23 protein-coding genes and 1 tRNA gene are annotated in these 24,015 nt (G+C 55.7%); 7 read left to right on the top strand and 17 right to left on the bottom strand.

Going from position 1 to position 24,015, the window contains the following annotated elements:
• Nucleotides 1-235: 235 nt before the first annotated feature.
• The 6 genes from WHS88_06970 (at nt 236) to WHS88_06945 (ending at nt 6,500) form a co-directional block, all read left to right on the top strand.
• Entirely contained in the window at nt 236-1,201 is a 966-nt protein-coding gene (locus tag WHS88_06970; protein MEJ5259912.1) for a hypothetical protein, read from the top strand.
• Nucleotides 1,202-1,214: 13 nt separating this feature from the next.
• Entirely contained in the window at nt 1,215-2,258 is a 1,044-nt protein-coding gene (locus WHS88_06965) for a hypothetical protein (GenBank protein MEJ5259911.1), read from the top strand.
• Nucleotides 2,255-2,770, top strand: coding sequence for an HIT domain-containing protein (locus WHS88_06960; protein MEJ5259910.1), 516 nt, complete (start codon nt 2,255-2,257; stop codon nt 2,768-2,770). The genes WHS88_06965 and WHS88_06960 overlap by 4 nt, the downstream gene beginning before the upstream one ends.
• Nucleotides 2,771-3,865 (top strand): deoxyguanosinetriphosphate triphosphohydrolase, encoded by a 1,095-nt coding sequence (locus WHS88_06955; protein MEJ5259909.1) that lies wholly within the window; start codon nt 2,771-2,773, stop codon nt 3,863-3,865. It abuts the gene before it with no gap.
• A 31-nt stretch (nt 3,866-3,896) separates the two neighbouring features.
• Entirely contained in the window at nt 3,897-4,376 is a 480-nt protein-coding gene (locus tag WHS88_06950) for a phosphatidylglycerophosphatase A (protein ID MEJ5259908.1), read from the top strand.
• A 618-nt stretch (nt 4,377-4,994) separates the two neighbouring features.
• Complete coding sequence (locus WHS88_06945) at nt 4,995-6,500, top strand: alkaline phosphatase (GenBank protein MEJ5259907.1); 1,506 nt, start codon at nt 4,995-4,997, stop codon at nt 6,498-6,500.
• A 144-nt stretch (nt 6,501-6,644) separates the two neighbouring features.
• Here the strand turns inward: WHS88_06945 and WHS88_06940 are convergent, their stop codons facing one another.
• Together WHS88_06940 and WHS88_06935 are read right to left on the bottom strand one after the other, a co-directional pair.
• A complete protein-coding gene (locus tag WHS88_06940; protein MEJ5259906.1) occupies nt 6,645-7,544 on the bottom strand; it encodes an H-X9-DG-CTERM domain-containing protein in 900 nt (299 codons plus the stop codon).
• A 12-nt stretch (nt 7,545-7,556) separates the two neighbouring features.
• Nucleotides 7,557-8,966 (bottom strand): hypothetical protein, encoded by a 1,410-nt coding sequence (locus tag WHS88_06935; protein MEJ5259905.1) that lies wholly within the window; start codon nt 8,964-8,966, stop codon nt 7,557-7,559.
• A 555-nt stretch (nt 8,967-9,521) separates the two neighbouring features.
• Between WHS88_06935 and WHS88_06930 the strand changes: the two genes are divergently transcribed.
• On the top strand, nt 9,522-10,166 hold the full coding sequence (locus WHS88_06930) for a PEP-CTERM sorting domain-containing protein (GenBank protein MEJ5259904.1): 645 nt from the start codon (nt 9,522-9,524) through the stop codon (nt 10,164-10,166).
• Nucleotides 10,167-10,330: 164 nt separating this feature from the next.
• Here WHS88_06930 and WHS88_06925 read toward each other — a convergent pair.
• The 15 genes from WHS88_06925 to WHS88_06855 form a co-directional block, all read right to left on the bottom strand.
• Nucleotides 10,331-10,404: transfer RNA gene (locus WHS88_06925), tRNA-Val, on the bottom strand.
• Between the two features lie 207 nt (nt 10,405-10,611).
• Nucleotides 10,612-11,121 (bottom strand): prepilin-type N-terminal cleavage/methylation domain-containing protein, encoded by a 510-nt coding sequence (locus WHS88_06920; GenBank protein ID MEJ5259903.1) that lies wholly within the window; start codon nt 11,119-11,121, stop codon nt 10,612-10,614.
• A gap of 18 nt (nt 11,122-11,139) precedes the next feature.
• The gene (locus WHS88_06915) at nt 11,140-11,571 is read right to left on the bottom strand and encodes a type II secretion system protein (protein MEJ5259902.1); all 432 of its coding nucleotides are present in this window, start codon (nt 11,569-11,571) and stop codon (nt 11,140-11,142) included.
• Between the two features lie 15 nt (nt 11,572-11,586).
• Nucleotides 11,587-12,747, bottom strand: a complete 1,161-nt coding sequence (locus WHS88_06910; GenBank protein MEJ5259901.1) for a type II secretion system F family protein — start codon at nt 12,745-12,747, stop codon at nt 11,587-11,589.
• 14 nt (nt 12,748-12,761) lie between these two features.
• On the bottom strand, nt 12,762-13,868 hold the full coding sequence (locus tag WHS88_06905; protein ID MEJ5259900.1) for a type IV pilus twitching motility protein PilT: 1,107 nt from the start codon (nt 13,866-13,868) through the stop codon (nt 12,762-12,764).
• On the bottom strand, nt 13,865-15,799 hold the full coding sequence (locus tag WHS88_06900) for an ATPase, T2SS/T4P/T4SS family (GenBank protein MEJ5259899.1): 1,935 nt from the start codon (nt 15,797-15,799) through the stop codon (nt 13,865-13,867). The genes WHS88_06905 and WHS88_06900 overlap by 4 nt, the downstream gene beginning before the upstream one ends.
• Nucleotides 15,796-16,437 carry a hypothetical protein gene (locus WHS88_06895; protein ID MEJ5259898.1) on the bottom strand — a complete coding sequence of 214 codons (642 nt, stop codon included), beginning with the start codon at nt 16,435-16,437 and terminating at the stop codon, nt 15,796-15,798. Before WHS88_06895 ends, WHS88_06900 begins: the two co-directional genes overlap by 4 nt.
• A 52-nt stretch (nt 16,438-16,489) precedes the next feature.
• On the bottom strand, nt 16,490-17,026 hold the full coding sequence (pilO, locus tag WHS88_06890; protein ID MEJ5259897.1) for a type 4a pilus biogenesis protein PilO: 537 nt from the start codon (nt 17,024-17,026) through the stop codon (nt 16,490-16,492).
• A gap of 16 nt (nt 17,027-17,042) precedes the next feature.
• A complete protein-coding gene (locus tag WHS88_06885) occupies nt 17,043-17,777 on the bottom strand; it encodes a PilN domain-containing protein (GenBank protein MEJ5259896.1) in 735 nt (244 codons plus the stop codon).
• A gap of 34 nt (nt 17,778-17,811) precedes the next feature.
• Nucleotides 17,812-18,786, bottom strand: a complete 975-nt coding sequence (gene pilM, locus WHS88_06880) for a pilus assembly protein PilM (protein ID MEJ5259895.1) — start codon at nt 18,784-18,786, stop codon at nt 17,812-17,814.
• A gap of 423 nt (nt 18,787-19,209) precedes the next feature.
• Nucleotides 19,210-20,205, bottom strand: coding sequence for an NAD(P)H-dependent glycerol-3-phosphate dehydrogenase (locus WHS88_06875; protein ID MEJ5259894.1), 996 nt, complete (start codon nt 20,203-20,205; stop codon nt 19,210-19,212).
• Nucleotides 20,206-20,267: 62 nt separating this feature from the next.
• The gene (gene hflX, locus WHS88_06870) at nt 20,268-21,590 is read right to left on the bottom strand and encodes a GTPase HflX (GenBank protein ID MEJ5259893.1); all 1,323 of its coding nucleotides are present in this window, start codon (nt 21,588-21,590) and stop codon (nt 20,268-20,270) included.
• Nucleotides 21,591-21,713: 123 nt separating this feature from the next.
• Nucleotides 21,714-22,982: a hypothetical protein gene (locus WHS88_06865; protein ID MEJ5259892.1), complete on the bottom strand. Its 1,269-nt coding sequence runs from the start codon at nt 22,980-22,982 to the stop codon at nt 21,714-21,716.
• On the bottom strand, nt 22,979-23,812 hold the full coding sequence (locus WHS88_06860) for an outer membrane lipoprotein-sorting protein (protein MEJ5259891.1): 834 nt from the start codon (nt 23,810-23,812) through the stop codon (nt 22,979-22,981). Before WHS88_06860 ends, WHS88_06865 begins: the two co-directional genes overlap by 4 nt.
• Before the next feature lie 13 nt (nt 23,813-23,825).
• Complete coding sequence (locus WHS88_06855) at nt 23,826-24,014, bottom strand: DUF2892 domain-containing protein (protein MEJ5259890.1); 189 nt, start codon at nt 24,012-24,014, stop codon at nt 23,826-23,828.
• Nucleotide 24,015 lies beyond the last annotated feature (1 nt).

The raw sequence follows: 24,015 nt of genomic DNA, 5'->3' as shown, positions 1-24,015 counted from the left end.
AAATCACGGTCTTTGATTCGTTCTTAAAAACCGCATTATAGCGAAAAACCCCGTCAACCTGAACAGAAATTTACAAACCCGGCCTCGCGGAGCCCCCAATGCGGACACCCAAAATCCTGATTTTGCCTTTCTCCGAGAATTTTCAGTTGTCAACCGTCCCCCGACCTTCTATAATTCCTATCCGGCAGGAAAATAAAAAAGATAAGGATATCTATCAATTTGAAGGGACAGTCCCATGCGTCGTTCGGTAATCTTGAGTCTGGTTGTTCTTTCTTTTGTTCTCACTGCTTCTCTTATGCCCGGCTGCAAAGGCCCTTCCAAGCGAATGTCCTTTCAGGCCGCCCAGCAGTTCCAGCCGCAAACGGCGGACATTTATGAAATCACAATGACCACGACAAAAGACTTCAAGTTTGAGCAGCCCGCTCTCGAGAAACTCCGCCAGGAGGAAACCACCACCTCCGTACGGATGACCGTAGAGCAGCGAATCAATAAAGTAGATGAGAACGGAGCGGCGGAAGCCGTTATCACCATCCGGGACATCGCCTGTCGGGTCATCCAGCAAAACAATGTTCAGATTGATTTTGACAGCCGCCGGTCCGAAGACCAGGCCAATCCGCTGGCCAAACTGGTCGGCCAGTCTTATATCGTTCGGCTGACCCCGGACGGCAAGGCCGAAGCCCTCGATACCAGCACCATCAAAACCGCCGACATTCCCGGACAGGAAGGACGCCTGGCGTCCCGACTTTTTACCAAAGAAGAAATCGCCAAACGGCATGAAATCCTTGCTCTCCCCGACCTCGGTACACCGCTGAAAGTCGGTGCGACCTGGGAACGCATTGTCCCTTCACCGCCGGGGCTTCTGTCCAGCAAAAACTTCCGCAAAGTTTATACCGTCACCGGTCTGCAGCAGACCGACAGCGGAAAGACCATGACGGTTGAAATGAACGCCTCTGAAAGTGCTGCCAGCCCCGATGCCGGCCAGGGCAGCATGGGCATCTTCGCCAAAATGCTCGACAACGAAAACCAGTACACCGGAAAAATGACGATGAATCTGGACAGCGGAAAGGTCCTCGAATACGGCGAAACCCTGATCAGCACCTACACCGCTCAGGAAGTAAACCCCAAGGCCAAACCGGACCAGGGACCCGATACTCTGGTGATTCGGTTTATCCAGAGCATCGAACGCAAACTGGTTCCGTAAAACGGTTTTTCCGATGAAACGTTCCGCGTTGAGCCAATCAGTAAGCCGGACCGTCCTGCTCCTTTGGATGCCGGCGGCTGCTTTCCTCGGCGGCTGCAGAACCCTCCCGCGCGGGGAATATATGGCTCTTGAGTTCCGCGCAGACCCGCCTCTGCGGTATCGGTTTGTTTCCTCCCGGGAAGTCCAGATTGAGCTGACCAGCGGCTCGTCCGGCAAAAAGGAAGATTCCAAACTGGCCAATGAATCCATCGAAATGGTCTTCCGCATCCGGCCGATCGAGGCAAATCCCTACGGTCTTTCCACGGTGGAGTTTACCTGTGAATCCGTAGAGGCCAACCGGACAACCTTTTCAGGAAAAGCCGCCCCCGCCGATGCGATGCAGCATCTTCGGGGACGTTCCTATACCCTGCAGGTCAGTCCGACCGGCCAGATTGAACTGACCGACTCCTTTCGGGAGCTGCTTCGGGAAATCGGCCGGAAAAGTTTTGTCGAAAAGGGGGACACGGCCCAGCGCATTAAAGACCCCGATATGATTCTGGACTGGCTGTTCTTCCAGTACACGCTCTGGGACCTGACAGCCTCCAATCCCAAACCCCTGCGGGGCGTTGTCCCCGGCTCCAGCTGGCAGAGCGAACAATTCCTGCCCTGGCCGGTCCCGATTCAGAACCTTCCCAGCCGCATCATCACCTACACCGTTGAGACCCTTGAAGAACAGCAGCAGGTCAAGCTGGCGTCCGTGAGCACACGCTATCAGCTTCGTGAAAAGCCGCTGCTGAATTTTCCGCTGCCGTATGAAGGCAGCTATCAGATTCGCGGCTCCCTGTTTTCGGTTCTTCGCAGTTTCCGCCACGAATCGCTGGAGGGCACCGGGCGGCTGGTTTTCAACCTTACCGACGGACAACTCGAATTCGCCCAGGATGACTACACACTCATTACGGCTGCAGATTTCATCCTTCCGCTCGGGGACAGTCTGCCGAAACTGACGGTTCGCCAGCATATCCGCATTGAACGGCTTTCCGACAACCCGCAGAACCCGGCACAGACGGAACAAAAATGACGACGGACAGCAAGAATCTGTGGGCTCCGTGGCGAATGCCTTACATTCAGGGCCTGCCCGAAAAAAGCCCCTGCTTTCTGTGCGATTACATTCGCACGCCGCAGCAGGACCGGGACAACCTGGTGCTCTGGCGAACGGAACGCTGCGCCGTCGTCTTCAACCGCTTTCCCTACAACAACGGCCATCTCCTGATTGCTCCCCTGCGGCACATCGCAACACTGGAGGAAGCGGACAGCGACGAACTGCTCGAGATGATGAAACTGATTCGCGAAAGCCAGAAGGTGCTCTCGCTGGCGCTTCATCCGCACGGCTTCAACGTCGGAATGAACTTCGGACGCTGTGCGGGAGCGGGGCTGCCGGAACATATGCATATCCACATCGTCCCCCGCTGGGATGGGGATACCAACTTTATGTCCGTCTGCAGCTCCACGAAGGTCATCAGCCAGAGCATGTCCGAACTGTACGAGGAACTGACCCGCCTGTCGCGGGACCATCATCTGCCGAATCTGTAAATGAGAACGCCGCCTGCACCGTATGCCGTCACGCCGCAAAACAGCCGCGGACGCCGGGTTCCGCAGCCGCCGCACCCCTACCGCGGTCCCTTCGAGCGAGACCGCGACCGCATCATTCACAGCGCGGCCTTCCGCCGGCTCGAGGGCAAAACGCAGGTCTTCATGCCCGGCGTCAACGACCATTACCGCACGCGGATGACCCACAGCATCGAGGTCGCCCAAATTGGACGCACGATCGCCCGGGCCCTCGGGCTCAATGAAGAACTGACCGAAGCCGTCTGTCTGGCCCACGATATCGGCCACAGCCCCTTCGGCCACACCGGCGAGCGGGTCTTAAATGAACGAATGGCCTCCTTCGGGGGTTTTGAGCACAACCGCCAGGCCCTGCGGATTGTCGATTTTCTTGAAACCCCCTACCCGGACTTTCGGGGACTGAATCTGATGTACGAAACCCGCCAGTCCCTTGCCGGCCATCAGGGGCCGTACGACGGCGGCTGCTCCGCCGAGTTCGCCGAACCGGTCTGCTGCCTGGAGGGGCAGATTGCCAATCTGGCCGACCGCATTGCCTACAACTGCCACGACCTGGAGGACGGCATCCGCGCCCGGCTGATTGAAGAGGACCAGGCCCGCACCTGCGCCCTGTTCCGAGAGGCGCAAGAGCAAATCCGGGCCGAAACCATCGACGATTTTGTCATTCGGCGAACCCGCACCGCCAAGGCGATTCTCGACCGGCTCGTCGGGGACGTGATAGAAACCAGCCGCCGAGCCATTCAGGAAGCCCGCATCAGCACCCTCGAAGAGGTCTATCAATACGGACAGCCGCTGATTCGACTCAGCGAACCCACGCAGACCCAGCTGGAGGAATTGGAAAACTTTCTGATGTGCCGGCTGTATTCCCATCCGAATCTGAAGGCGGTGGACCGTCAGATTGAACAATGGCTGAATGATTTGTTCGACCGGCTGTGTCGGCACCCTGAACAGATGCCCCGCTATTTTCGCAGTCTCATTGAAACGGAGGGCCTTCAGCGGACGGTCTGCGATTACATCGCCGGGATGACCGACCGTTACGCCCTGTCCCTGCTGGAAAAAGTCTGAGCCGTCCGGCGAAAATCAGCGTAGAAAAAATATGAAAGAATGGTTTGCGACAACGTTTGGTCTTGGCAAGCTGCCCGCCGCTCCGGGCACGTTCGGCTCTCTGCCGCCGGTGATTCTCTATCAGGCGTTCGGATTTCTCTGGCCCGCCGCAAATGTTTATGCCATGGCGGCTGTAACCATCCTGTTCAGCTGGTTTTGTGTGCAGTTTGCGCCGGCGGTCATCCGCCGCACCGGTCAAAGCGACCCGCGCGAAGTGGTCGCCGATGAAACGGCAGGACAGGCCCTCACCCTGCTGGCGATTGCCCTGATGGGCCCTGCACATATCTGCAATACGGCTGTGCTTGGCTTTGTTCTCTTTCGTCTCTTTGACATCGCCAAACCCTGGCCGATTCGCAAACTCGAAACCCTCCCAGCCGGCTGGGGCATCCTGGCCGATGACCTGGCCGCAGGCCTCTACGCCGCCGCACTTGCCCTCCTTGTCATCCGCCTCTTTCCCGCTCTCTTCGGATAAACAACACCAACAGCCCGCACATTCCTAACCAAAAACTCCCCCCTTTCTTTCCTCCGTCAACACAGACAGAGCAGAATCCTGCAATTGGAATTCTGCCTGCGGACCTTTTCTGACAGACTTTTGTTCTATCGAACAATCCGTCTGATTCCGCCGTCTTTTCAAACTATTCCTTTTGATGCCATAAGAACGCCTGTGCCTGCATTTCGTTGAATCTCATCCGGTGTATTGATTTGCCGGTTTTGGATCATCGCTTCTTTGTCGCATTCTCAATCCTATTCAACAGAGATGCTGGTTGTTATTCCTGCTATTATATACAACATTCGTTTGTCCCCTTCGTTAATTCAACACAAAAAACTGTCTAACAATGATTCAATCTGTCGCTCATTCTGTTTAAAAAATTTTTTGTATACATATCTCCGACGTTGCTGCTGTAAGACTTCAGCCGCTTTTTTTCAGCCGATGTTTTCGGGTACCCCTGCAGGAGACAGTGCGCGCTGAAAAGCACTCGGGCTATGGAGTGTTTTCACAAAGGCGGGAGAAAGTGCGCGCTGAAGGAAGAGCGTTTGAACAGGAAGTGTTTTCAAAAAAAGAAAGGGACAAAGCATTATGAAAGGAAAGATGAGAAACAGATTGTCTTTGCTCGTGACGATGGCAGCGTTCATCCTGTCGATGATGTCTGCCCCGGCGTCTGCGTCGAAAAATGTTATTGTGATGATCTCGGATGGAGCCTCATTCGGCGCCTGGGATGCAGCCGATCTATATGAATACGGCACAGCCTGTGCAAGCCCATACTTCGGGTCAGAATGGGTCAAGTACTTAATGACGACTTATCCGCTGAACACCTCTACGACGCCAACCGGCAACATGAGTCCTATGGTTGGCTATGACCCTTCCCAGGCGTGGGGGTTGGCCAGCTATAATACGCCCTCCGGTTATCTTCACAAAAATGCCGTCGACTCTGCGGCCGCCGGGACGGCATTGAGCACCGGTCAGAAGACCTATAACAATGCCATCAACTGGAGCAACTTAAATGCACCCATTATGCCCACGCTTCCGGAACTGGCCAAGGCGAACGGCAAGGTTGTCGGCACGATTTCATCAGTACAATGGTCCCATGCCACGCCCGCCGCATTCAGCGATGCCCATGACATCAGCCGCAACAATTATGCGGCCATTGCCAATGATATGCTCAACGGCAGCGTGATGGACGTCATTATGGGCGCCGGCAATCCGAACTATACCAACAATGGAACCCTGAGAACCAGCGGACAGGACTACAGCTACGTCGGGGGACAAACCGTTTGGAATCAGCTGAATGCCGGCACTCATCCCGGCGGCTGGAAGTCCATCCAGACAAAAGCCGAATTCGAAGCGCTCGCCAGCGGCAATCTGTCCATTCTCGACGGCAAGACACGAGTGGTCGGAACCGCCCAGGCGGCTACGACGCTCCAGCAGGGCCGCAGCGGCTACAGCCATACCGACACGGTATTCAGCGACCCCTTTAATGTCTCTGTTCCTTCGCTGGTAACAATGACGCTGGCGGCTTTGAATGTACTCCAGCATCTGGATAACGGCAGCGGAATCTTTTTGCAGATTGAAGGCGGGGCGGTCGACTGGGCGGCGCATTCGAATCAGACCAGCCGTCTCGTTGAAGAGCAGCTCGACTTTAACAATGCCGTCAAAGCCGTGATTAACTGGATTGAAAACAATGGCGGCTGGGAAAACAACCTCCTGATTGTTACCACAGACCACGGCAATTCGATGCCGAGCGGCGAAAGTTCCAATGTCATTCCTCACGAGCGGATTTCGCGGGAGAATGTCCTGGCAGGAACCTACACCAGCAGCAACCCGAACGGTGTTCGCTGGTGGAGCGGCAATCATACAAACGAACTGGTGCCGTTGTTTGCACGCGGCTATGGTGCTGACCGTTTTGCCGCCCTGGTGGACGGAATCGACAGCAATTTTGCCGTCTATTACCCCGACTGGGCTGCCATGGGATTTGACGGACGCTACATAGACAACACCGATGTGTTTGTGGTGGCGTCCTCGGTCATCCCGGAACCGGCTACAGTGGTGATGCTCGGATTGGGCAGTGTGCTGATGTTTGCCCGAAGAAAACAATAACCCAAACCACTTTTCAACCGCTGCAGGGGTATTTCTACGAGGGCAGGCAGGTCCTGCCCTCCTTTTTCCTTTCTTGAGGGATGATTTGAACAGGCTTTTCCCCTGACCACCTGTATTCCTGTCTTCCTGTCTTCCTCCGCCGATTCAAGGGCGGTTTTGTGGGATGCAGAACCAAATCTGGCTGTTTCGTCCGTCATCGGGGGTACTCGAATTGTTCTGATAGAAAAACAGGGACTCCTTCTTGAGAAATTCGACATGGCCGTCAAAAAAGGACACATTCGCACCTTCTTTGTGACGATAGTAAACCGGATGCCACATATTTCGGGCACGGTATTTGACGATGTCCTGCCCGAATAGATTCCAGTAGGTTTTGTAGTCCGCGCCGGCTTTGCGAATCCAGATGTCGCCGCCGTCGGCAAACATAATCGCCTGAGCGGGTGTGCGGAGCACTCCGACCCGGAAGCGGCAGGACCAGGTGCTCACCGGAATGTTGCCGCTCCAGGAAACAGGGCTGCGCGAGTCGGGCCCCCAGTCGGTCAAATTATAGCCGTAGCTGACAAAGTTGGCATACGTCACGCCCGCCTGATTCCAGTAGGTCGGGCTGGATTGGGTATCCGAAGGACACAAATACTCCGGCGGCAGAACATAGCTGCTGCCGACATAGGCGGTTTGAAGGCCGACCAGTTCACGAAAGAGGACATTGGAGTTCCACGTCGGCTCACCGCGGGCGGTCATTGTGGTATCAATCACCGGCACATACCAGCTGTCCCACCGCGCAGCATACAATTCATTGGCCAGAGCCAGCGTTTTCAGATGGGTTCGGCAGACGACGGCCCGGGCGGACTCCTTCGCCTTCCGCAGGGCGGGAACGATGACGGCCAGCAGAAGGGAGATAATAGCGATCACAACCAGCAGTTCCATCAGCGTAAAGGCGGCAGGTCCGGTCTTTTTCGCATTCTTCCGTTTTCCAAAAAAAGAAAAGGCCGGCGTGTCTCCCGGCCCTTTCTTTCGATAAATCTCAATGCTTGTCGGCGGCAGATTCATGCTTTCATTCCATCAGGGTGTGCAGCCGAGTTTGGCACTCATACAGCTCAGCCACGTGCGGGCAAGGATAACCAAATCCTGCAGGTCAATTTTGCAGTCGCCGTTGATATCCCCGTGTCCGTTCGGATAGCGGGCGGGAATGTCCGACGGGTCCTCGTTGGCTGCTTCGCACGCACTGCCGTACACTCCTACGTTCACCACATCCGAGGCCGAGCCGATCTGGTCCTGAACCGTCAGCACAAAGAAGAACCAGCCGGTATTGTCAATCGTCACCGGAGTCGTCAGACTGTTCGGGTTGTGGATAACAACCTGCGTAGCCGGGTCTGTCTGGGTCAGAACCGGATCGAGGGCCCAGGTCACCGTCACCGGGCTCTTGCCGTCATCCACATATGAACCGGAGAGGGTAAACGTGACCTTGCCGTCGTTGGGAGTGCCGTCGTCCATCGTCAGCCAGACATACTGGTCCGGCCCGGCGTTGACGCTGGCCGGCGGGGCATCGAAGGTCTGGAAATACCAGGTAAAGCCCTTGATGGTGCCCGCTGTGGGGTCGTTAACATGAACCGCCCAGTAATAATATTTGTCCGGCCGAACCGTATATCCGGCGGTGAGCAGATTGATGCTCGATTCCGTAATATCATCGGCCACTTTCACAACACCGGGGTCCACCAGGACCGGCCCCAGATTGGGCTCTGTGGCAAGCAGCACATCGCTTTCCAGCACATACACATCCGCCGTCAGCGTATCGCCCGGCCGATTGGGGTCCGGATAGGTCCAGCTGAGAATCGGGTTGGCCGGATTGACGCCTCTGCCCACATAGGGAACGGGCTTGAGTGCCGGCGTGCCGCCCAGGATGGCAAAGAAGACATTGTCAAAACCGAACCGGGCAACCCCCTGTCCGTTGTAGTTTACATTGGTCAGAACCATCTTCAGACTTACGGTATTGGCGGGGATGGTATATTGGGCCGAATACCGCTGCCAGGACGTGGTAACAGGAAACTGGACTGCATAATCATTTATCATGGCCGTATTCCATGCCTCAATTTTCAGACCGCCCACCGTGTTGTTGCCGTCCGGCCCCAGGTCAATCATGTCCGCACCAAAGATAATGGTCGTTCCAACAGGAATTCCCCAGACGTTCAGGTTTTCATTGATGACCTGATACCAGACAGACCAGGTATTGTTGTTGGTTTGAAGCGTCACATAGCCGCCCGGGTTTCCGCCGGTGGCCACGTGGGCCGGTGCCCAGGGACCTCCGCCGCCGGCCGCGTTCCAGTCGGCGGCATTGATATCAAAGCCGCCGTTGTTCACCAGAAACAAGGCCCGAGCCGGCACCGCCGACAAAAGAAAAAGAAGCAGAATCGCCGTCAGCCGCACCGCCTGTCCCCTGGGAAATCTTCCGATAAAGAATGCTGTTCGGGTCATACACAAACCTCCTGTATTGATGATTTTTTGAATCGAACCGATGCCGTTTGCCGACCGCTCAGAGCACTGTTAAGACCCTTGTACTATACTTTTTCTTTCGGTCGTTTGCAAGCAGAAAAATCGAAAATTATCAAAAATTATTGAATAGCAAACGCTTGCTATCAAATATAACAGCTCCGCTTTTCCCGGACCTTATGCTGCCTGACGCTCCAACAGAAACGCCTGCAACCCGTTGCGACACAAGAACTTCCAAACAAAAATCGGACGCAGGCCCCACCCGTTGCAGCAACGCACAACTTCCCGGATAGAACCCGCCAAAAAAGTTTTTTATTTTTTTTCTTCCGAAAAAGGGCTTGACATCCCTTTTCAAAAATCGTAAACTGTGCAATTAGAAACCGATTGCTATTGCCCTCAGTAAACTGTTAAGACAGCAGCTGTGCACAAACATCCTCGAACGAAAAGGCGGTGAAGTGTGTGTGAGGAGCGAGTCGTTTTGCTTTAGGTTCAAATCGGCGGTTCGAAAACAAGAAAAAATTTTGTACGGAGGAAATGAGGATGAAAAAGGTATTCGTTTTAGCTGTCCTTTGTCTGATGGGAGCCGCTCAGGCCGATGTCGTAGTGAACGGGGTTGACCCCGGCGCAACCTGGTATGGGTACATGAATGTCTTTGATATGAGCATGAATTATCAGTGGGGAAGCCCGTGGGGCACATCGGACCTTCGGGCCGGTTTTGTCGGGAATACCCTGCTTCTTCAGTCCAACACCAACTGCTGGAATCCGGCAGACCCGTATTGGGTTGTTAACGGCGCCCCCAACAAAATGATGGAAGGCAACTTCTATCAGGAATGGTACGGCGGGCTGGCCGGTCAGACGGTCACCTTCAATTACCTGGTGCTGAGCAACAACCTGGCGGCTGAAGGATACAGCACGAAGGCGTTTATTAAAGTCCTGGATCCGGCCAGCGGATGGGCAACGATTAACATGGTGTCTGCGGACCTGACCCCGGGTCTCAATACACTGACCCTGACGGTCAATCCGATTGCTCTGCCGGTTACCCAGGTCGGCTTTGCCGTTCTGGGCCCGGTCAGCGACCCGGCCGGCGCGATTGCCTCCAAGGCCGTCGTGATTTCCACCGTTCCGGAGCCGGCCACGCTGGCCCTGCTCGGTCTGGGCGGTCTGCTGCTCCGAAGGAAAAAATAATACCGGACAGCCCTGCGCCAAACACAAAAGGCCTCTTGAACCAAGAGGCCTTTTTTCTTTGCAATTTTCGACAAGTCATTCCCCTCCCTTGTTCTCCAAAAGCTTTGAGCAGGAAAAAAGGCCGGGAAATCATTTCGGATACAATCGCCGCCTTCGGGGGGAACTGGGCGATACAGGATTCGAACCTGTGACCTTACGGGTGTGATCCGTACGCTCTAACCAGCTGAGCTAATCGCCCGTTTTCCAGCGCCAGTAAACTATAATCCGGGCGGGTTGTCAAGAACGTTTTTTCAGAGGCAGTGAAATCCGAAATGACGCAAAGGGTTTGTTTCCAGAGACTTAAAGCACATTGACCCCGAAACCGCCGTCTGGAGAAAAACCCTTCCTTTCGGCGGAGGCCCCCTGCGCGTCTGCTGTGCCCCCCTTACAATGTCTTAAAATCCGCTTACAGATTTCTGCGGACAACAGCGGCAGCCGCCAGTTTTTTAGACGTTTGGCCCGACTCATCCGTTACCGTCATCGTGATGCGAACGTTGCGGACCAGCGAGGGCTGGCCGGGAACCATGCCCCGAACAAACGCCAGTTCCGAAACATTCCGGCAGAGCACATAAGAACTGGTCGAGCCGGAGGAATAAATATCCATATACAAGGCCTTCTGGTTTCCATCAAACCGATAGGTAATATCCGCCAGGCCGTCTCCGTTTTGGTCAATGCTGCACTCGGCAGTGTCTGAATCCGCTACGACCTCGCGGGCCGTTCGAATATCATTGGTAATCCGCAAAAGGGCGGCACGGGCTCCGTTGATTTGCTTGGCCAGGGCTTGATTGTCCTTGTAATTTTTCATCGAGGCGTCGAATGCCACCGCTACGGCCGCCATCAGAACGGCCAGGATGGTCATCGATATCAGCACCTCCATCAGCGTAAAAGCGCTTCGAACAGGAAAACCTTTTTTCATAAGATTTCTCCTGAAATGTTACAGACGGGCCCGAATCCAGCTGGCCGAGCTGATCGGCCGTCCGTTTTTGAGAACCGTAACGGTCACCCGAACAAAATCCGTCGGTCCTGTGACCGTCTGGGTCAGGTTCGAGGCGTTCACATACCGAACCTGTATCTGCTGCGTAAACGCCGAGAAATCCTCCAGCGGCGTTTTCTGCAGGTCCACGGGCGGATTGTAAGACTGATTGTGATAGGCCGGCAGCATATCAAAGGATTCGGACGCCGTCATTTCCCGAATCTCTTCGATGAGAAACTCCGCCGTGGACAAATCCGCCCCGGCCGCATTCTTCATCGTAAAGGCACTGCTGGTGCCCAAGAGAGCGGCAATCGCCAGGCCGATCAGCACGGCGGCAAACAGCGCCTCCAGAAGTGTAAATCCCCGTCTCCTTCGATAACTTCCGGGTCTCATAAACAGGTCTCCTTATCAGCCGCTGGTGACAACGCTGGACATCTTGAAGATGGGCAGAATAATGCTCATCGCAATAAAGCCCACCAGCAAGCCCATCACCACAATCATCAGCGGCTCAATCATGCTGGTTACCGTTTTAATAACCGTCCGCAGCTCGCGGGCATAAAACTGCGAGATGTCATTGAGCACATCCCCGAGGGTGCCCGATTCCTCGCCGGACTGAATCATCTGAACCACATTGGAGGGCATCAGCGTAAACTGGGCCAGACTGGAGGCAATCTTCTTGCCCTGCCGGACTTCCTCAAACACCCCCTTCCACATCCCCTCATACAGGGTGTTGCCGGTGATTTGTGCGGTAATCGAAATGGTGTCGAGGATGGGCACACCCGCATTCGTCAGCACCCCCATCGTATGCATGCTGCGGGTGATATATAAACTTCGGCACAGGGTTTTCAGCAGAGGAATCCGCAGCTTCGTCCGGTCCCACCAGCGCTTGCCGAATGGGGTTTTCCGGGTGAAGTACCAGAATCCGACAAACAGCATCCCGATTGCCGGAAACACAATAAACCAGTACGCCCGGATGCCGGTGCTCATGGCCATAATCAGTTTGGTCGGCGCAGGCAGCAGATGCTCCTTGCCCTCAAAGACAACCAGAAACCGCGGCAGAACAAACGTCAGCAGAAACGTCACGCAGGTGACGGCCATCACGCCGATGATAATCGGGTAAATCATCGCACTGATGACCTGGCTTCTCGTCTCCGCCTCCTGGTCAAGGTATTCGGCCAGCCGCTGGAGCATCGAACTCATCGAACCGGAGATTTCCGCGGCCGCCACCATATTCACATAGAGGTTATTGAAGACCTCCGGATGACCGGCCAGGGCCTGCGAGAAGCTTTTGCCGGCTTCAATCTGCTGCCTGAGGTCCAGAACAATCCGGCGGAATTTCTGCTTTTGAATCTGCATCCCGATTGATTCGAGGGCGTCCTGCAGACTGATGCCCGCCCGCAGCATGACCGCCAGCTGATTGGTAAAGTTCAGAATATCTTTGCGGCTGGGGCCGAATTCCACCCGAAAGCCCTGCGGTTTGGGTTTCGGGGCTGCATGCGAAACAGCCGCCGCTTCTTCCAGACGCTGGGAACGGGATGTTTGGGTGCCGAGTTTTTCAAGAATATTCATCGTTTCTTCCTCCGTCAGACAGTTGCTTTGGCTTTCGGAGAAGCAGCCGTTTTCCGAATGGGAGCCGGAGCAAGCAGTTTTTCCATTTTGGCCGGATTGCTCGAGCGGTTGATTGCCTCTTCGCGGTCAATATAGCCGGCCTCATACATCTGCTGAATGCTGAAGTCCATCGTCTGCATCCCCAGACGCCGGGAGGTTTCGATAATGTTGGGAATCTCATAAATCCGGTTTTCCCGAATGCAGTTGCGCACCGCCGAGGTGCACAGCAGAATCTCCGTACAGGGCACCATGCCCGGCTGGTCGACGCGGCGGAACAGCGTCTGGGAAATGACCGCCTGCAGGGTATTGGCCAGCATCGCCCGAATCTGGTTCTGCTGGCTGGCCGGATAAATATCGATGATACGCTCGACCGTCTGGGACGCATTTACCGTGTGCAGGGTGGACAGCACCAAATGCCCTGTTTCGGCGGCGGTAATGGTCGCACTGGTCGTTTCCAGGTCGCGCATTTCACCGACCAGAATGATGTCGGGGTCCTGCCGCAGGGCATGCCGCAGACCCGAGGCGAAGGTCGGACAGTCCGACCCGATTTCCCGCTGTTCAATCATGCACGACTGATTTTCGAGCAGATACTCGATAGGGTCCTCCAGCGTAATAATGCGTTTTTTGTATTTTTTGTTGATAACCCCGATCATCGAGGCCAGGGTGGTGCTTTTGCCCGACCCGGTATGACCGGTGACAATCACCAGCCCGCGGGGCAGGTCCGTCAGCTCCTTGACGATTTCCGGCAGGTGCAGGTCGTCAATGTTCGGCACCTTGTTGGAAATCGCACGGAAGGAAATCGCGATGCTTTCCTTCTGGTAATGGGCGTTGACGCGGAATCGGCTGCCGTCGTCAATCATCGTCGAGAAATCCAGGTCGCGCTTTTCTTCAAACTTCTTGAACTTTTCCGGCCCGACCATCTCCAGCACCATCGCCGCCGCATCCTCCGCCGTCACCTCCGGCATGTCCATCAGAATCAGCTCCGTGTTGATGCGCATCACCGGAGGCAGATTGGTATTGATATGCACGTCCGACGCACCGGACTGAATGGCAATCGCCAGAATATCCTTGACTGAAATCATGCTTTCTTCCTCGCTCGTTCCGTTCGTTTCTTTTCCGTCGAAGCCGTTTCCTCTGAAACAGCCGGCGTTTCCGAAGCAGCCCTGACGGCTGTCTTAACCGGCGGCTCCTCTTCCTCCAGGCGAACCTCTTCGGTCACCCGAAGGACTTCTTCAATGGTCGTGATTCCTTTTTTGACTTTCTGCAGGCCGTCTTCAAACAGCGTCGGCCAGCCGCTTTTGGCGAAGGCCTTGCGCATGCTGTGGACGGAGGGGTCCTCGTGAATCAGCTGGCGGAACTTCTCATCCACCACCAGCAGCTCAAAGATGCCCGCCCGGCCGGAATAGCCGCTCTGACGGCACTTGTCGCACCCTTTACCCCGCATCATTTCGCTAATCTCAATCCGGGCCCGCTCAAAGTACCGGCGCACCGAATCCGGAACAGGGATGGATTCCTTGCAATTCTCACAAATGCGCCGCACAAGACGCTGGGCCAGAATGGCATTCAGGGAGGCGGCAATCAGGTACGGCTCTACACCGATATTCACCAGTCGGGAGACGCTGCTGGGGGCATCGTTGGTGTGCAGCGTGGACAGCACCAAATGCCCCGTCAGAGCCGCCTGGACGGCAATCCGGGCGGTCTCCTGGTCGCGAATCTCGCCGATCATGATAATATCCGGGTCCTGACGAAGCAGGCTGCGCAGGGCCGCCGCAAAGGTCATTCCGGCTTTTTCGTTCACCTGAACCTGGTTGCAGTACTCCAGCTGATATTCGACCGGGTCCTCCACCGTCGAAACGTTCAGCCGCTCGCTGTCCATCTGAGCCAGGGCTGAATAGAGCGTGGTGCTTTTGCCGCTGCCCGTCGGGCCCGTCACCAGCAGAATGCCGTGCGGCAGCTCAATCTGCTCCTGAAAGGCCTTCAGCACCCGGGGCTCCATTCCCGATTTATCCAGCCCGAGCATAATGCTTTTGCTGTCCAGCAGCCGGACAACAACCTTCTCCCCGTGACAGGTCGGCAGCACAGACACCCGCAAATCCACCCCGCGTCCGCCCATAATCACGGCGATTTTTCCATCCTGCGGGATGCGCCGCTCGGAGATGTCCAGATTGGCCATAATTTTCAGACGCGAGACAATGGCCGGATGCATCTTGGCCGGCGCCTGCTGAATTTCGAACAAAACGCCGTCGATTCGATAGCGGATTTTGGTGTATTTTTCCTTCGGTTCAATGTGGATATCGCTGGCCCCCTCCCGCAGGGCGTTGCTGAGAATATAATTGACAAACTTAATAACAGGCGATTCGCCGGCGCTTTTCTCAAGGTCTTCAACGCTCTCTTCGGTCTCCTGGACCAGTTCGATTTCGCCCAAATCGCTGATGATTTCATCGACGTTGTAATCGAACTTGCTTTCATCCAGTGCATCGCAGACAGCTTCGATATTCTGCGGCGTGCAGACCACCACCCGAAGGTTCATCCCCGTCTGGCGCTTGACGTCGTCAAACCCGAACACATTCGACGGGTCGCTGGCGGCCAGCACCAGTACGCCGTTTTCCACAGCCACCGGCATCAGATGATTGCTGCGAATGTAGTCCTTGTCGAGTTTTTTGAAGGCCTCCCGGTCCACTTTTTCAGGGTCCAGGCGGACAAAGTCATAGCCGTACAGACGGGCCTTGGCCTCCAGAATCGCATCGGGACAGATGCCCTTCTTTTTCAGGTGCTTTTCCAGCTCCTCCCCGCGAACCTTCTCGGCGCGCAGTTCCTGGAGCTGCTCAGCCGTCAGAACCCCCATCTCCGCCAGCACATCCGCCAAATCGCGGACATGCAGGGAGGCCTTCGGCTCCGGACAATACAGATTCCGCAGACCGGGAGCCAGCTCAATCTGGCCGTCCTGCGGCTCAAGGTCCGCCAGCGCCACCGGTTCGGAAACCGGCTTCAGTTTGCCGAACAAACGCTTCATTCTTCGATTTTCAGCTCCACCGTGAGGTCTTCCCAGCCCAGAATGACCCGGTCTGGATGAATCGCTTTGACCACAAAGCCGCTGACTGCATCGCCGACATACAGCACCTTGTCGCCGATCATGCAGCAGGGCCGGTCCGCACGAGCGGTGATGCTCCACAGTTTCAGCCCGGCGGCTTTGCGCCGCATCTCTTCCTTCCGCATCAGGGCCTGGCTGAAGGACAAATCAGGCCCTCCGGAGGCCGGCTCCTGACGGAAGGGATTTTTCTTCAGGTCCGATACCGTAATCTGGCCGAGCTCTGAAACCTGTGAAAAACGTCCGGCAACGGAATTCATCTGGGAATTCATATCTTTCTGAAACGAGCTCAGCTGTACCAGGACCTGGTCGATTTGAGAGGTTTCCGCCGCCGTAGACCCCTGCGCCTCCGACAGGCCGGACTTTTTGACCATCCACCAGACCGCCGCCCCGCCGGTCAAAAACAAAATCGTCAGGACGATGGTTCCCTGCCTGACCGTCTGGTTTCGAACAGCCGGACGCAGAAAATCCGATGACGCAGGTGTCGGCGAAGCCGAAGCCCCTTCGTTTTCCATCCGGGCGGCGGCCGGCGTCTGACTTCCATCTCGCAAAAAGGACAGCATAGCACAACTCCTCATACATTGGGGGCCGCAGAGCGGTGCCCAAAACGGCCCGTTACGCTTTCGAATTCTGGAAAAAGATGCTCATAATAAACTTGGCTTCCGTCTGGCCCTCATATTTCGATTTCTTTTTCAGCTCGAGCTGACGGATTTTCGTAATGCGGTCCAGCCGCTCCAGTTCCAGCAGAAACGCATAATATGAATTGAAATCGCCGTGCAGCTCCATCTCCATCGGCTGTTCGATATAGCCGCTGTTGGTCGTGGTCTTGAGGGTGCGAATCATCTTGGGCACCAGTCCGTGCCGCTGGGCGATCAGGGTCACATTTTCAAGCACGGTATGAATCTCGCTGCTGGGCGGCAGCTTGCTCTCGAACTCCCGGATAATCTTCTCCATCTGCTCCAGCTGAACGGAGAGGTCCTCCGAGGCCGCCGTGGCCCTCCGGAGCTCCTCCAGTTTCGCCCGCCCGGCCTCCATCTGCATCCGCTGCTGCGTCAGATGCTCATTCGCCGGGCGAATCATATAGGCGTACGAAACGTACACCATCGCAACAATCATCATAAAAAAGACAATATGCCGAATTCCGCTGTTCATCGGACTTTCCTTTCCGTCAGATGGTTTGGTCGCGCTTTTTGCGGATTTCCTCAATATCCTTTCGGGTCAGCTTCAGGTCCGGACGAATCCGCGCCGTCAGACGAAACTCCCGAAACTTGATTCCCTCCACATCCCGCTCCTGGCTCTGAACCAGCTGAACCTGATCAAAGAGGACCGCCTCACTGAGATTGGCAATATAGTTGGCCACTTCAATATCGCTGGGCGCCAGCCCTTCAATGGTCAGCGTCACCTCCGGTTCCGGAGGAGCGGCAGGCACGGAAGACGCGGCATTGGCGGTCGCCGGACCCGGTTTGACGGAAGCCGTCGGCTTCTGCGCCGTGCCGGCTTTGGGCGCCGCAGATGCCGGCGTCGGTGTTTTGGGGCGTTCCCGTTCTTTCATATCCAGAGCCGTCAGAGACACCCCGCCCGGCAGGTTATTGGTCAGACAGGCCAGCAGAATGCTTCGCGGCACCGGCTCAATCAGCGAAGCCGTCATCATCATCACATTCAGCCGCGTCTTGTTTTTGCTCTTTAACTCCTCCAGTTTGGCGATTTGCTCTTTGGCCTGACTGAGCTGGCGGCTCAGTTCATTCAGCTCGGCCTGAACCGAACGCTGCCGCATTTTCAGCACGGAAAACGTGGCTCCGATTCCGCACAGAACCGCCACCAGCAGAATCAGATACAGCGAATTCGCACGGCTGGACTGCCGCTGCTGAATGTAATCATCCGGAACAAAATTGATCGTTGCCATTTTGATTCTCCGTCATTCAAAACGGTTGAATTCTCTATCCTTTCACACCCTGCAGGCTCAGCCCGAAGGCCAGAGACCAGTCCACCTTGGAATTGCGCCGGTCGATCATCATTTTCTGCTCCACCGGGTCCAGCCGAATCGCCGAAAGGACATCGCCGACCTGTGCGGCAATCTGCATTCGCTGGGCCAGCTGCGCCACCCCGTCGCACATCGCCCGGCTGACCCCGCTGCCGGCCAGAAACACCAGCCGCTCGATCGGGGCGGCCGACGGCATCGTTTGATAATAGCGGGCACAGGCATCCAGCTCGGCAATCAGCCGGTGCATCAAATCCCCTTCCCCGCTCAGTTCGCTGAATCCGATAGGGACCACCCGCGCAAACAGAAGTGCCGTGCCCCGGCAAATCACCACATTGCAGTGATGCGTGCCGACTGACATCAGCATGGAAACACGGTCCTGTTCATTCCGGCGGCGGCAGAAAAACCGGGCATAGCTGGTTACCATTGCCAGCGGCCACGGAATTATCCCCGCCACCTCCAGGCCCGCCTTCTCATAAATCGCCAGATGCACTTCCAGCGCCAGCCGGCCCGCCCCCATCACCACCACCTCTACTTCCGAACCCCGGGCTTCCGGATGTTCGGCCGGAATATATTTCAGCAGCCCCTCTTCCGGCTTAAACGGGAGCTTGCCCTGAACTTTGGCAAAAGCCGCCTGTTCAATCGCCGCCGCAGACGAAGACCGCGGAACGCGAACCTGATCAATAAACAAATCATCAGAAGGCAGGGCCGTCATCACCTTGACTCCCTTGAAGGAATTTTCGCGAATGATTTCCCGCAGGGCCTCCAGCGCCCACCGCTGCCAGTCCGGTGTGCCGAACTTGATTTCCTCGGGTTTCGTTTTAATCCCTCCGGCCTGAAGAAACAGACCCTGTCCGTTCTGCCCGAGCTGGACTGCCCGCAGATGGCCGCTGCCTAAATCCACTCCGATTGGACCGTACTTCTTACCGAACATATTCCGTTCCCTGGCACATGGCCTCTTGACACTCTATCCGCTTCACCACCCAAGCCGTCCGGATAACACCATCGAAAGACAATTTGTCTGCTCTTTCGTCGTCAGGAATCCCCTTCAACATTAGCACGGTCTGAAAGGGTTATCGCTGACAGCAACGCCGGCGCATTTAAAGTGTACATAATCTTCCGCTTTTCAGTCTCGCCAAAGCAGAACCGACACTCTGCACGGGAGTTCGTCCGATAAAATCACGCAGTTTTTCTTTGCAGAAGGGAGATATTTTTTTCCCGAAAACCCTCTTTTCTTTTTTCAAAGCCAAAACCCAAGAGGAGTTTTCGAAAGGAAAGAGCGTCGGCTTGTTCAGGTCCTATAAAGAGAGAGGACAAAAAGGGATGTACCAGACATAGAATATTGTTTTTGCAGCACTCACTCCGCCTTCAGAGAACGGCCCATCAAAGATGAAATGGCCTCCTTAGCCGTCATCCGGCCGGACACAACAGCCAGGACTGCCTCGGAAATCGGCATCTCAACCCCCCACTTGGCCGCCAGGTCCACCACCGAACGGCAGGTCGTCACCCCTTCGACAACACCCGCCGTCTGGGCCAGGGCCTCCGCCGCGGTCATCCCCCGTCCGATTCGCTCCCCGAAGGTGCGGTTGCGCCCTTTGGGGGATATGCAGGTAGTCACCAAATCGCCCAGGCCGCTCAAGCCCGCAAAGGTGCTCTCCTGCGCCCCCATGGCCACGCCCAGCCGCTTGATTTCCGCCAGCCCCCGTGTAATCAGGGCGGCCTTGGCATTGTCTCCCGCCCCGATGCCGTCAATTCCGCCGGCGGCAATCGCAATCACATTTTTCATCGCTCCGGCCAGCTCAACCCCCTTCAAATCACTGTTGGTATAAACCCGGAAAAAGGGAGTCGAGAACGTCTTTTGAATCGCCTCGGCCAAAGGCAAGTCTTCACAGGCCGCCGTCGCGGTGGCCGGAAGCCCCCGCATCAATTCCTCCGCAATCGTCGGTCCTGACAGGGCGGCAAAGGTTCGGTCAGCTCCAAGAACATCGGCCAAAATCTCCGACGGGCGAAGCAGCGTCCCGTTTTCCAGCCCTTTGGTCACGCTGACAATCGGGACCTTCGGCGGTACAAACGGTTTCAGGCGGCTCCAAACGGAGCGAACATACTGACAGGGAATCGCCGACACCAGCAGCTGGGCTCCAACCATCGCCTTGGCGTCATCCGGCTCCAGCCGCAAATCCTCCGGCAGCCGATAACCGGGCAGAAAGCGGGTGTTTTCCCGCGCTTTCTCAAATTGAGCCAGCTGGGCGGCATCATACCCCCACAGCGTTGTCCGGACCCCGTTGCGGCACAGCAGCATCCCGCAGACGGTCCCCATCGCACCATCGCCGATTATTGTTACCTGTCGAAACATACCGACAGTAAAGCATACAAAACGGTGTTTGGCAAGAAATGTTCCCTGGTTTAACGGACCGCTCAGAGGCAGATTTCTTCGGGTTGGGCTCCCAAATGACGCAGATGAGGCAGCTGATTACGGCCCAGCCACCCTTCCAGAAGCACCCCCTGCTCGTCGTAGGATTCTTTCAGCCCCGCCGCATGCGTCCGCAGAAAAGCAATGATTTTGCCTTCGGACGCCCCGCAGCGCAGGCGGATATAGATATTCTGTCCTTTGACATAATCCAGAACCCGCTGCGCCAGCAAATCCAGATTCAGGCCGGAGCGGGCCGAAATGCACAGGGCATCCGGATAAACCGACTGAAGAGAATCAAACAGCCCTCCGTCGGCGATTCGGTCGCACTTGTTCAGCAGCAGCAGAACCGGTTTGCCGCCGCAGCCGATTTCCTCCAAAACAGTCTGGACACTGCGAATCTGTTCAAAGGCCTCGGGGCTGGAGGCATCCGCCACGTGAAGCAGCAGGTCGGCGTGGACGGCCTCTTCGAGTGTGGCCTTAAAGGATGCAACCAAATGATGCGGCAGTTTGCTGACAAACCCGACGGTATCGCTCAAAAGCACCTCCAGACCGCCGTCAATCCGCCACTTGCGGGTGCGGGTATCCAGCGTCGCGAAAAGTCGGTCCTCCACGAGCACATCAGCCCCCGTCAAAGCATTCAGAAGGGTGCTCTTGCCCGCATTGGTATAGCCCACCAGGCAAATCTTGAAAAAGTCTTTTCGGCCGGCGATTTCCCGCAGAATCCGCCGGTCAATCTCGGCCAGTTCCCGCCTGAGCTCTGTAATGCGTTTGCTGACGAGTCGGCGGTCGATTTCGAGCTGCTTTTCGCCGGTACCGCGTGTGCCGATGCCGCCGACCGCACCGGCCGCCGTACCGCCCCCCGCGCCGGCCACGTTATCCAGATGGCTCCACATCCGCGTCAGACGGGGATAGGTGTATTCGAGCTGGGCCAGTTCCACCTGAAGCTTCGCCTGTTTGGTCTGTGCCCGTGTGGCGAAGATATCCAGAATCAGTTCACTGCGGTCCAGAACCCGCACTTTGACGATTTTTTCGAGCTCCCGAATCTGCCCGGGTGTCAGGTCGTTGTCAAAGATAACCAGATTGGCCTGGGTTTCCTGGACCTTTTGGGAAAGGTATTCGGCTTTGCCTTTTCCGATATAGGTTGAGGGATTGATGCGGCTGAGCCGCTGCTGCAGACGGCCTACGACGATCGCCCCGGCACTCTCCGCCAAGGCCGTCAATTCCGCCAAATTATCATTTTTCTTTTGACCGTTTTTATCCTTTGGATAGGCCCCGACAAGAATGGCGCGTTCCTGCTGGACCTTGATATGCTCTCTGATTTTTTCCAATTCCCGCTAAATCACCTCCACAAACAACCTCTTCTTTTCTTTCTCTATTATAACATTTCTTTGAAAAAAAAGAAAGGTTCACCGCTCAGCCCATTGAAACCCCGACAGGGGTACTTCACACCTCTAAAAACTATAACGAATTGCTGCATAAAGATTTGTGTTGTCTCGAAACTGCCCGAAAAAGGTGTTTCGATAGTCGCCGAAAAAGATATTGGACCCCATTTCCATTGACCAGCGGTCGCTGGCTTTGTAGTGCACATTCGGCCGCAGATAGGCATCCTTGTCGGAGGGCGAATAATACCCAAAGAAAGAAAGCGTCAGGTTCTGGTTCATCAGCAGTTTCGTCAGCCGCAGCGTCAGAACATGGCGAAACTCATCCCGCGTCATCCCCGGCGACTGTTTGTAGGCGTCATAATCGAGCATTTGCTCCACATAATACTGCAGTCCGGCCGTGAAATCCGTGCCGATTTCCTGCGTATAGCCGAGCAGATACCGCATCTCAGAGTTGGCCGTCATCGGGTCATCGCCGTTTTCATCATCACGCGACTGATAATAGCCGATTTCCGCATTCCCGATGCCTTTGCCGACCTGGCCGCGGACGCTGGCACCGTACACATTCAAATCCGGAAACGTGGCCAGACCGGCCGCATTCTGCCCGGCAGGACTTTTCCAGAACCCGTGATAGCCGTACAAGGCAAACTCGTAATTATTGATGTTTTTGTACAACCGCAGGGCAACTTCATCATCCCGGAACCAGCGGTCGGGCTTGTCAGTATGAATGTGCACATCCTCCCCGGCCGTTCTTCCAAGAGTCGAATTCCAGTATGAGATTCCCTCGCCTCGGATGAACCGATCACTGTCAAACTGGGGTGTATAAACGATATCCAGATTCGCCCAATCATGGAAGAAGCTCACTTTGACCGCATCGGAAGGGGCTTTCAGGTATTCCACATCGCGCCCGATAAAGAAGGACTCCCAGTCTTTAGGAAACAGGTCGTTGATAAACAGCATATCCCCTGTGCCCCAGGTGAGGACCTGGCGGCCCACTTTGACATCCATCCAGTCGCTCGGACGGAAAAACATCCACGTCTCACGTGTCTGGTAGCGGCCCTTTTCCTGAACCCAGTCCCCAAAGACATCGCCTTTGTATTTAAACTCCGCCCAGTCGCTATAAGTAAACAAATCCAGCTGGAAGCGGGTTTCCATCACGGACATATCCTTCTGATAGCGGTCATTCTGCAGGCGATAGCCGCCGCGGGCCTCCCAGAAGCCGTGCACCTCCGGCGGAGCCCATTGACTCCAAAACGACTGTTTCTGTACTTCTTCGCCGTTTGCCGCCGCAATTGTCCAGAGCAAGACTGCCGCTGCACATCCTCCCGAAATTGTTTTCATCGCATCGCCTCCCGCGGCGGACGCCGCAGATAGCGTTCCGTAAACAAATCGTCATTCAGGCCCAGATTATACTGAACATTGCTGAACTTCATTTCCGTCGTGCTGCCGGTTTTGAGGTCTTTGACGACCGATTCAGTCACCGTCAGATACTCCACCTGCCGGTCACCTTCTTTGGCGGAAATCGGCTCAACCTTTTTGGCCTCGATGACCCGGTACAGAGTACCGCTTTTGTCGAAATATTCCATCTTCATCGGCATATAGGTCTTGCGGTCGATTTCCACCGTGAAGTAGGAAAACTCGACAGAGGCCGGATTTTTCGGCGTATTCTTAATAAGAAACCGCTCCTCGGTCACCTGAGCCAGCTCGTGGACATCTTCCTCCAGACTGCGTCCGGAAACGTCTTCGTAGAGAAAATCAGAGCCGACGAAGCTGGTTCGCTTATCCGAGGCGGCGATGCGGTTAACCAGGTCCAGCGAGGGCAGGTAAAGCCAGCGGTCATCATCTTTGTTGAGAGCGGCAAACTTGTGCACCATAAAGACCATCCTCCGCACATCCGGCGGCTGCAGGAAATACACGAAATATTTCTGATTGCCGCCGTCGCCGTTTTTGCGCAGGATGATAAACTCCCGGGTGCGGACATTGCCGTTTTTGTCGGTAATCTTCATCGATACGGTGCTCTTGCCGTCCAGCCCCTGATAATAGGCCATATGGTTAGCCCGCTGAACAATCTCATCGACGGAAGGGACCGCCTCTGCTTCCTGAGCCGCCGCCGGCAAAACCGCCAAACCGGCCGTCAGCAGAACCGTCAGCCAACATACGAGTGCTTTCATCGCATTCTCCTTTCTATCCTCGAATTCCAAGTTTTCGCAGGAAGGTCATCATCGGACACCAATTGGTAATGGCCGACTGCAGGAGATTGGCTCCCACAAAGGCCGTAAACCAGAGCCAGTACAGGCTGTGCACAACCGCCAGCCCGACACTCAGCAGGACAAAAAACCCTGCAATCCCGCGCAGCATTCGTTCCACCGTCATA

Source organism: Anaerohalosphaeraceae bacterium, assembly GCA_037479115.1.
In the GTDB taxonomy this organism is placed as follows: domain Bacteria; phylum Planctomycetota; class Phycisphaerae; order Sedimentisphaerales; family Anaerohalosphaeraceae; genus JAHDQI01.
The sequence above is the reverse complement of the archived record's forward strand: the minus strand, read 5'-3'. Positions and strand labels throughout refer to the sequence as shown.

Excerpts from the sequence above, each read along its gene's own strand:
- WHS88_06970 (MEJ5259912.1), top strand. The coding sequence starts at position 236 with ATGCGTCGTTCGGTAATCTTGAGTCTGGTTGTTCTTTCTTTTGTTCTC.
- WHS88_06965 (MEJ5259911.1), top strand. The coding sequence starts at position 1,215 with ATGAAACGTTCCGCGTTGAGCCAATCAGTAAGCCGGACCGTCCTGCTC.
- WHS88_06960 (MEJ5259910.1), top strand. The coding sequence starts at position 2,255 with ATGACGACGGACAGCAAGAATCTGTGGGCTCCGTGGCGAATGCCTTAC.
- WHS88_06955 (MEJ5259909.1), top strand. The coding sequence starts at position 2,771 with ATGAGAACGCCGCCTGCACCGTATGCCGTCACGCCGCAAAACAGCCGC.
- WHS88_06950 (MEJ5259908.1), top strand. The coding sequence starts at position 3,897 with ATGAAAGAATGGTTTGCGACAACGTTTGGTCTTGGCAAGCTGCCCGCC.
- WHS88_06945 (MEJ5259907.1), top strand. The coding sequence starts at position 4,995 with ATGAGAAACAGATTGTCTTTGCTCGTGACGATGGCAGCGTTCATCCTG.
- WHS88_06940 (MEJ5259906.1), bottom strand. The coding sequence starts at position 7,544 with ATGAATCTGCCGCCGACAAGCATTGAGATTTATCGAAAGAAAGGGCCG.
- WHS88_06935 (MEJ5259905.1), bottom strand. The coding sequence starts at position 8,966 with ATGACCCGAACAGCATTCTTTATCGGAAGATTTCCCAGGGGACAGGCG.
- WHS88_06930 (MEJ5259904.1), top strand. The coding sequence starts at position 9,522 with ATGAAAAAGGTATTCGTTTTAGCTGTCCTTTGTCTGATGGGAGCCGCT.
- WHS88_06920 (MEJ5259903.1), bottom strand. The coding sequence starts at position 11,121 with ATGAAAAAAGGTTTTCCTGTTCGAAGCGCTTTTACGCTGATGGAGGTG.
- WHS88_06915 (MEJ5259902.1), bottom strand. The coding sequence starts at position 11,571 with ATGAGACCCGGAAGTTATCGAAGGAGACGGGGATTTACACTTCTGGAG.
- WHS88_06910 (MEJ5259901.1), bottom strand. The coding sequence starts at position 12,747 with ATGAATATTCTTGAAAAACTCGGCACCCAAACATCCCGTTCCCAGCGT.
- WHS88_06905 (MEJ5259900.1), bottom strand. The coding sequence starts at position 13,868 with ATGATTTCAGTCAAGGATATTCTGGCGATTGCCATTCAGTCCGGTGCG.
- WHS88_06900 (MEJ5259899.1), bottom strand. The coding sequence starts at position 15,799 with ATGAAGCGTTTGTTCGGCAAACTGAAGCCGGTTTCCGAACCGGTGGCG.
- WHS88_06895 (MEJ5259898.1), bottom strand. The coding sequence starts at position 16,437 with ATGCTGTCCTTTTTGCGAGATGGAAGTCAGACGCCGGCCGCCGCCCGG.
- pilO (MEJ5259897.1), bottom strand. The coding sequence starts at position 17,026 with ATGAACAGCGGAATTCGGCATATTGTCTTTTTTATGATGATTGTTGCG.
- WHS88_06885 (MEJ5259896.1), bottom strand. The coding sequence starts at position 17,777 with ATGGCAACGATCAATTTTGTTCCGGATGATTACATTCAGCAGCGGCAG.
- pilM (MEJ5259895.1), bottom strand. The coding sequence starts at position 18,786 with ATGTTCGGTAAGAAGTACGGTCCAATCGGAGTGGATTTAGGCAGCGGC.
- WHS88_06875 (MEJ5259894.1), bottom strand. The coding sequence starts at position 20,205 with ATGTTTCGACAGGTAACAATAATCGGCGATGGTGCGATGGGGACCGTC.
- WHS88_06865 (MEJ5259892.1), bottom strand. The coding sequence starts at position 22,982 with ATGAAAACAATTTCGGGAGGATGTGCAGCGGCAGTCTTGCTCTGGACA.
- WHS88_06860 (MEJ5259891.1), bottom strand. The coding sequence starts at position 23,812 with ATGAAAGCACTCGTATGTTGGCTGACGGTTCTGCTGACGGCCGGTTTG.
- WHS88_06855 (MEJ5259890.1), bottom strand. The coding sequence starts at position 24,014 with ATGACGGTGGAACGAATGCTGCGCGGGATTGCAGGGTTTTTTGTCCTG.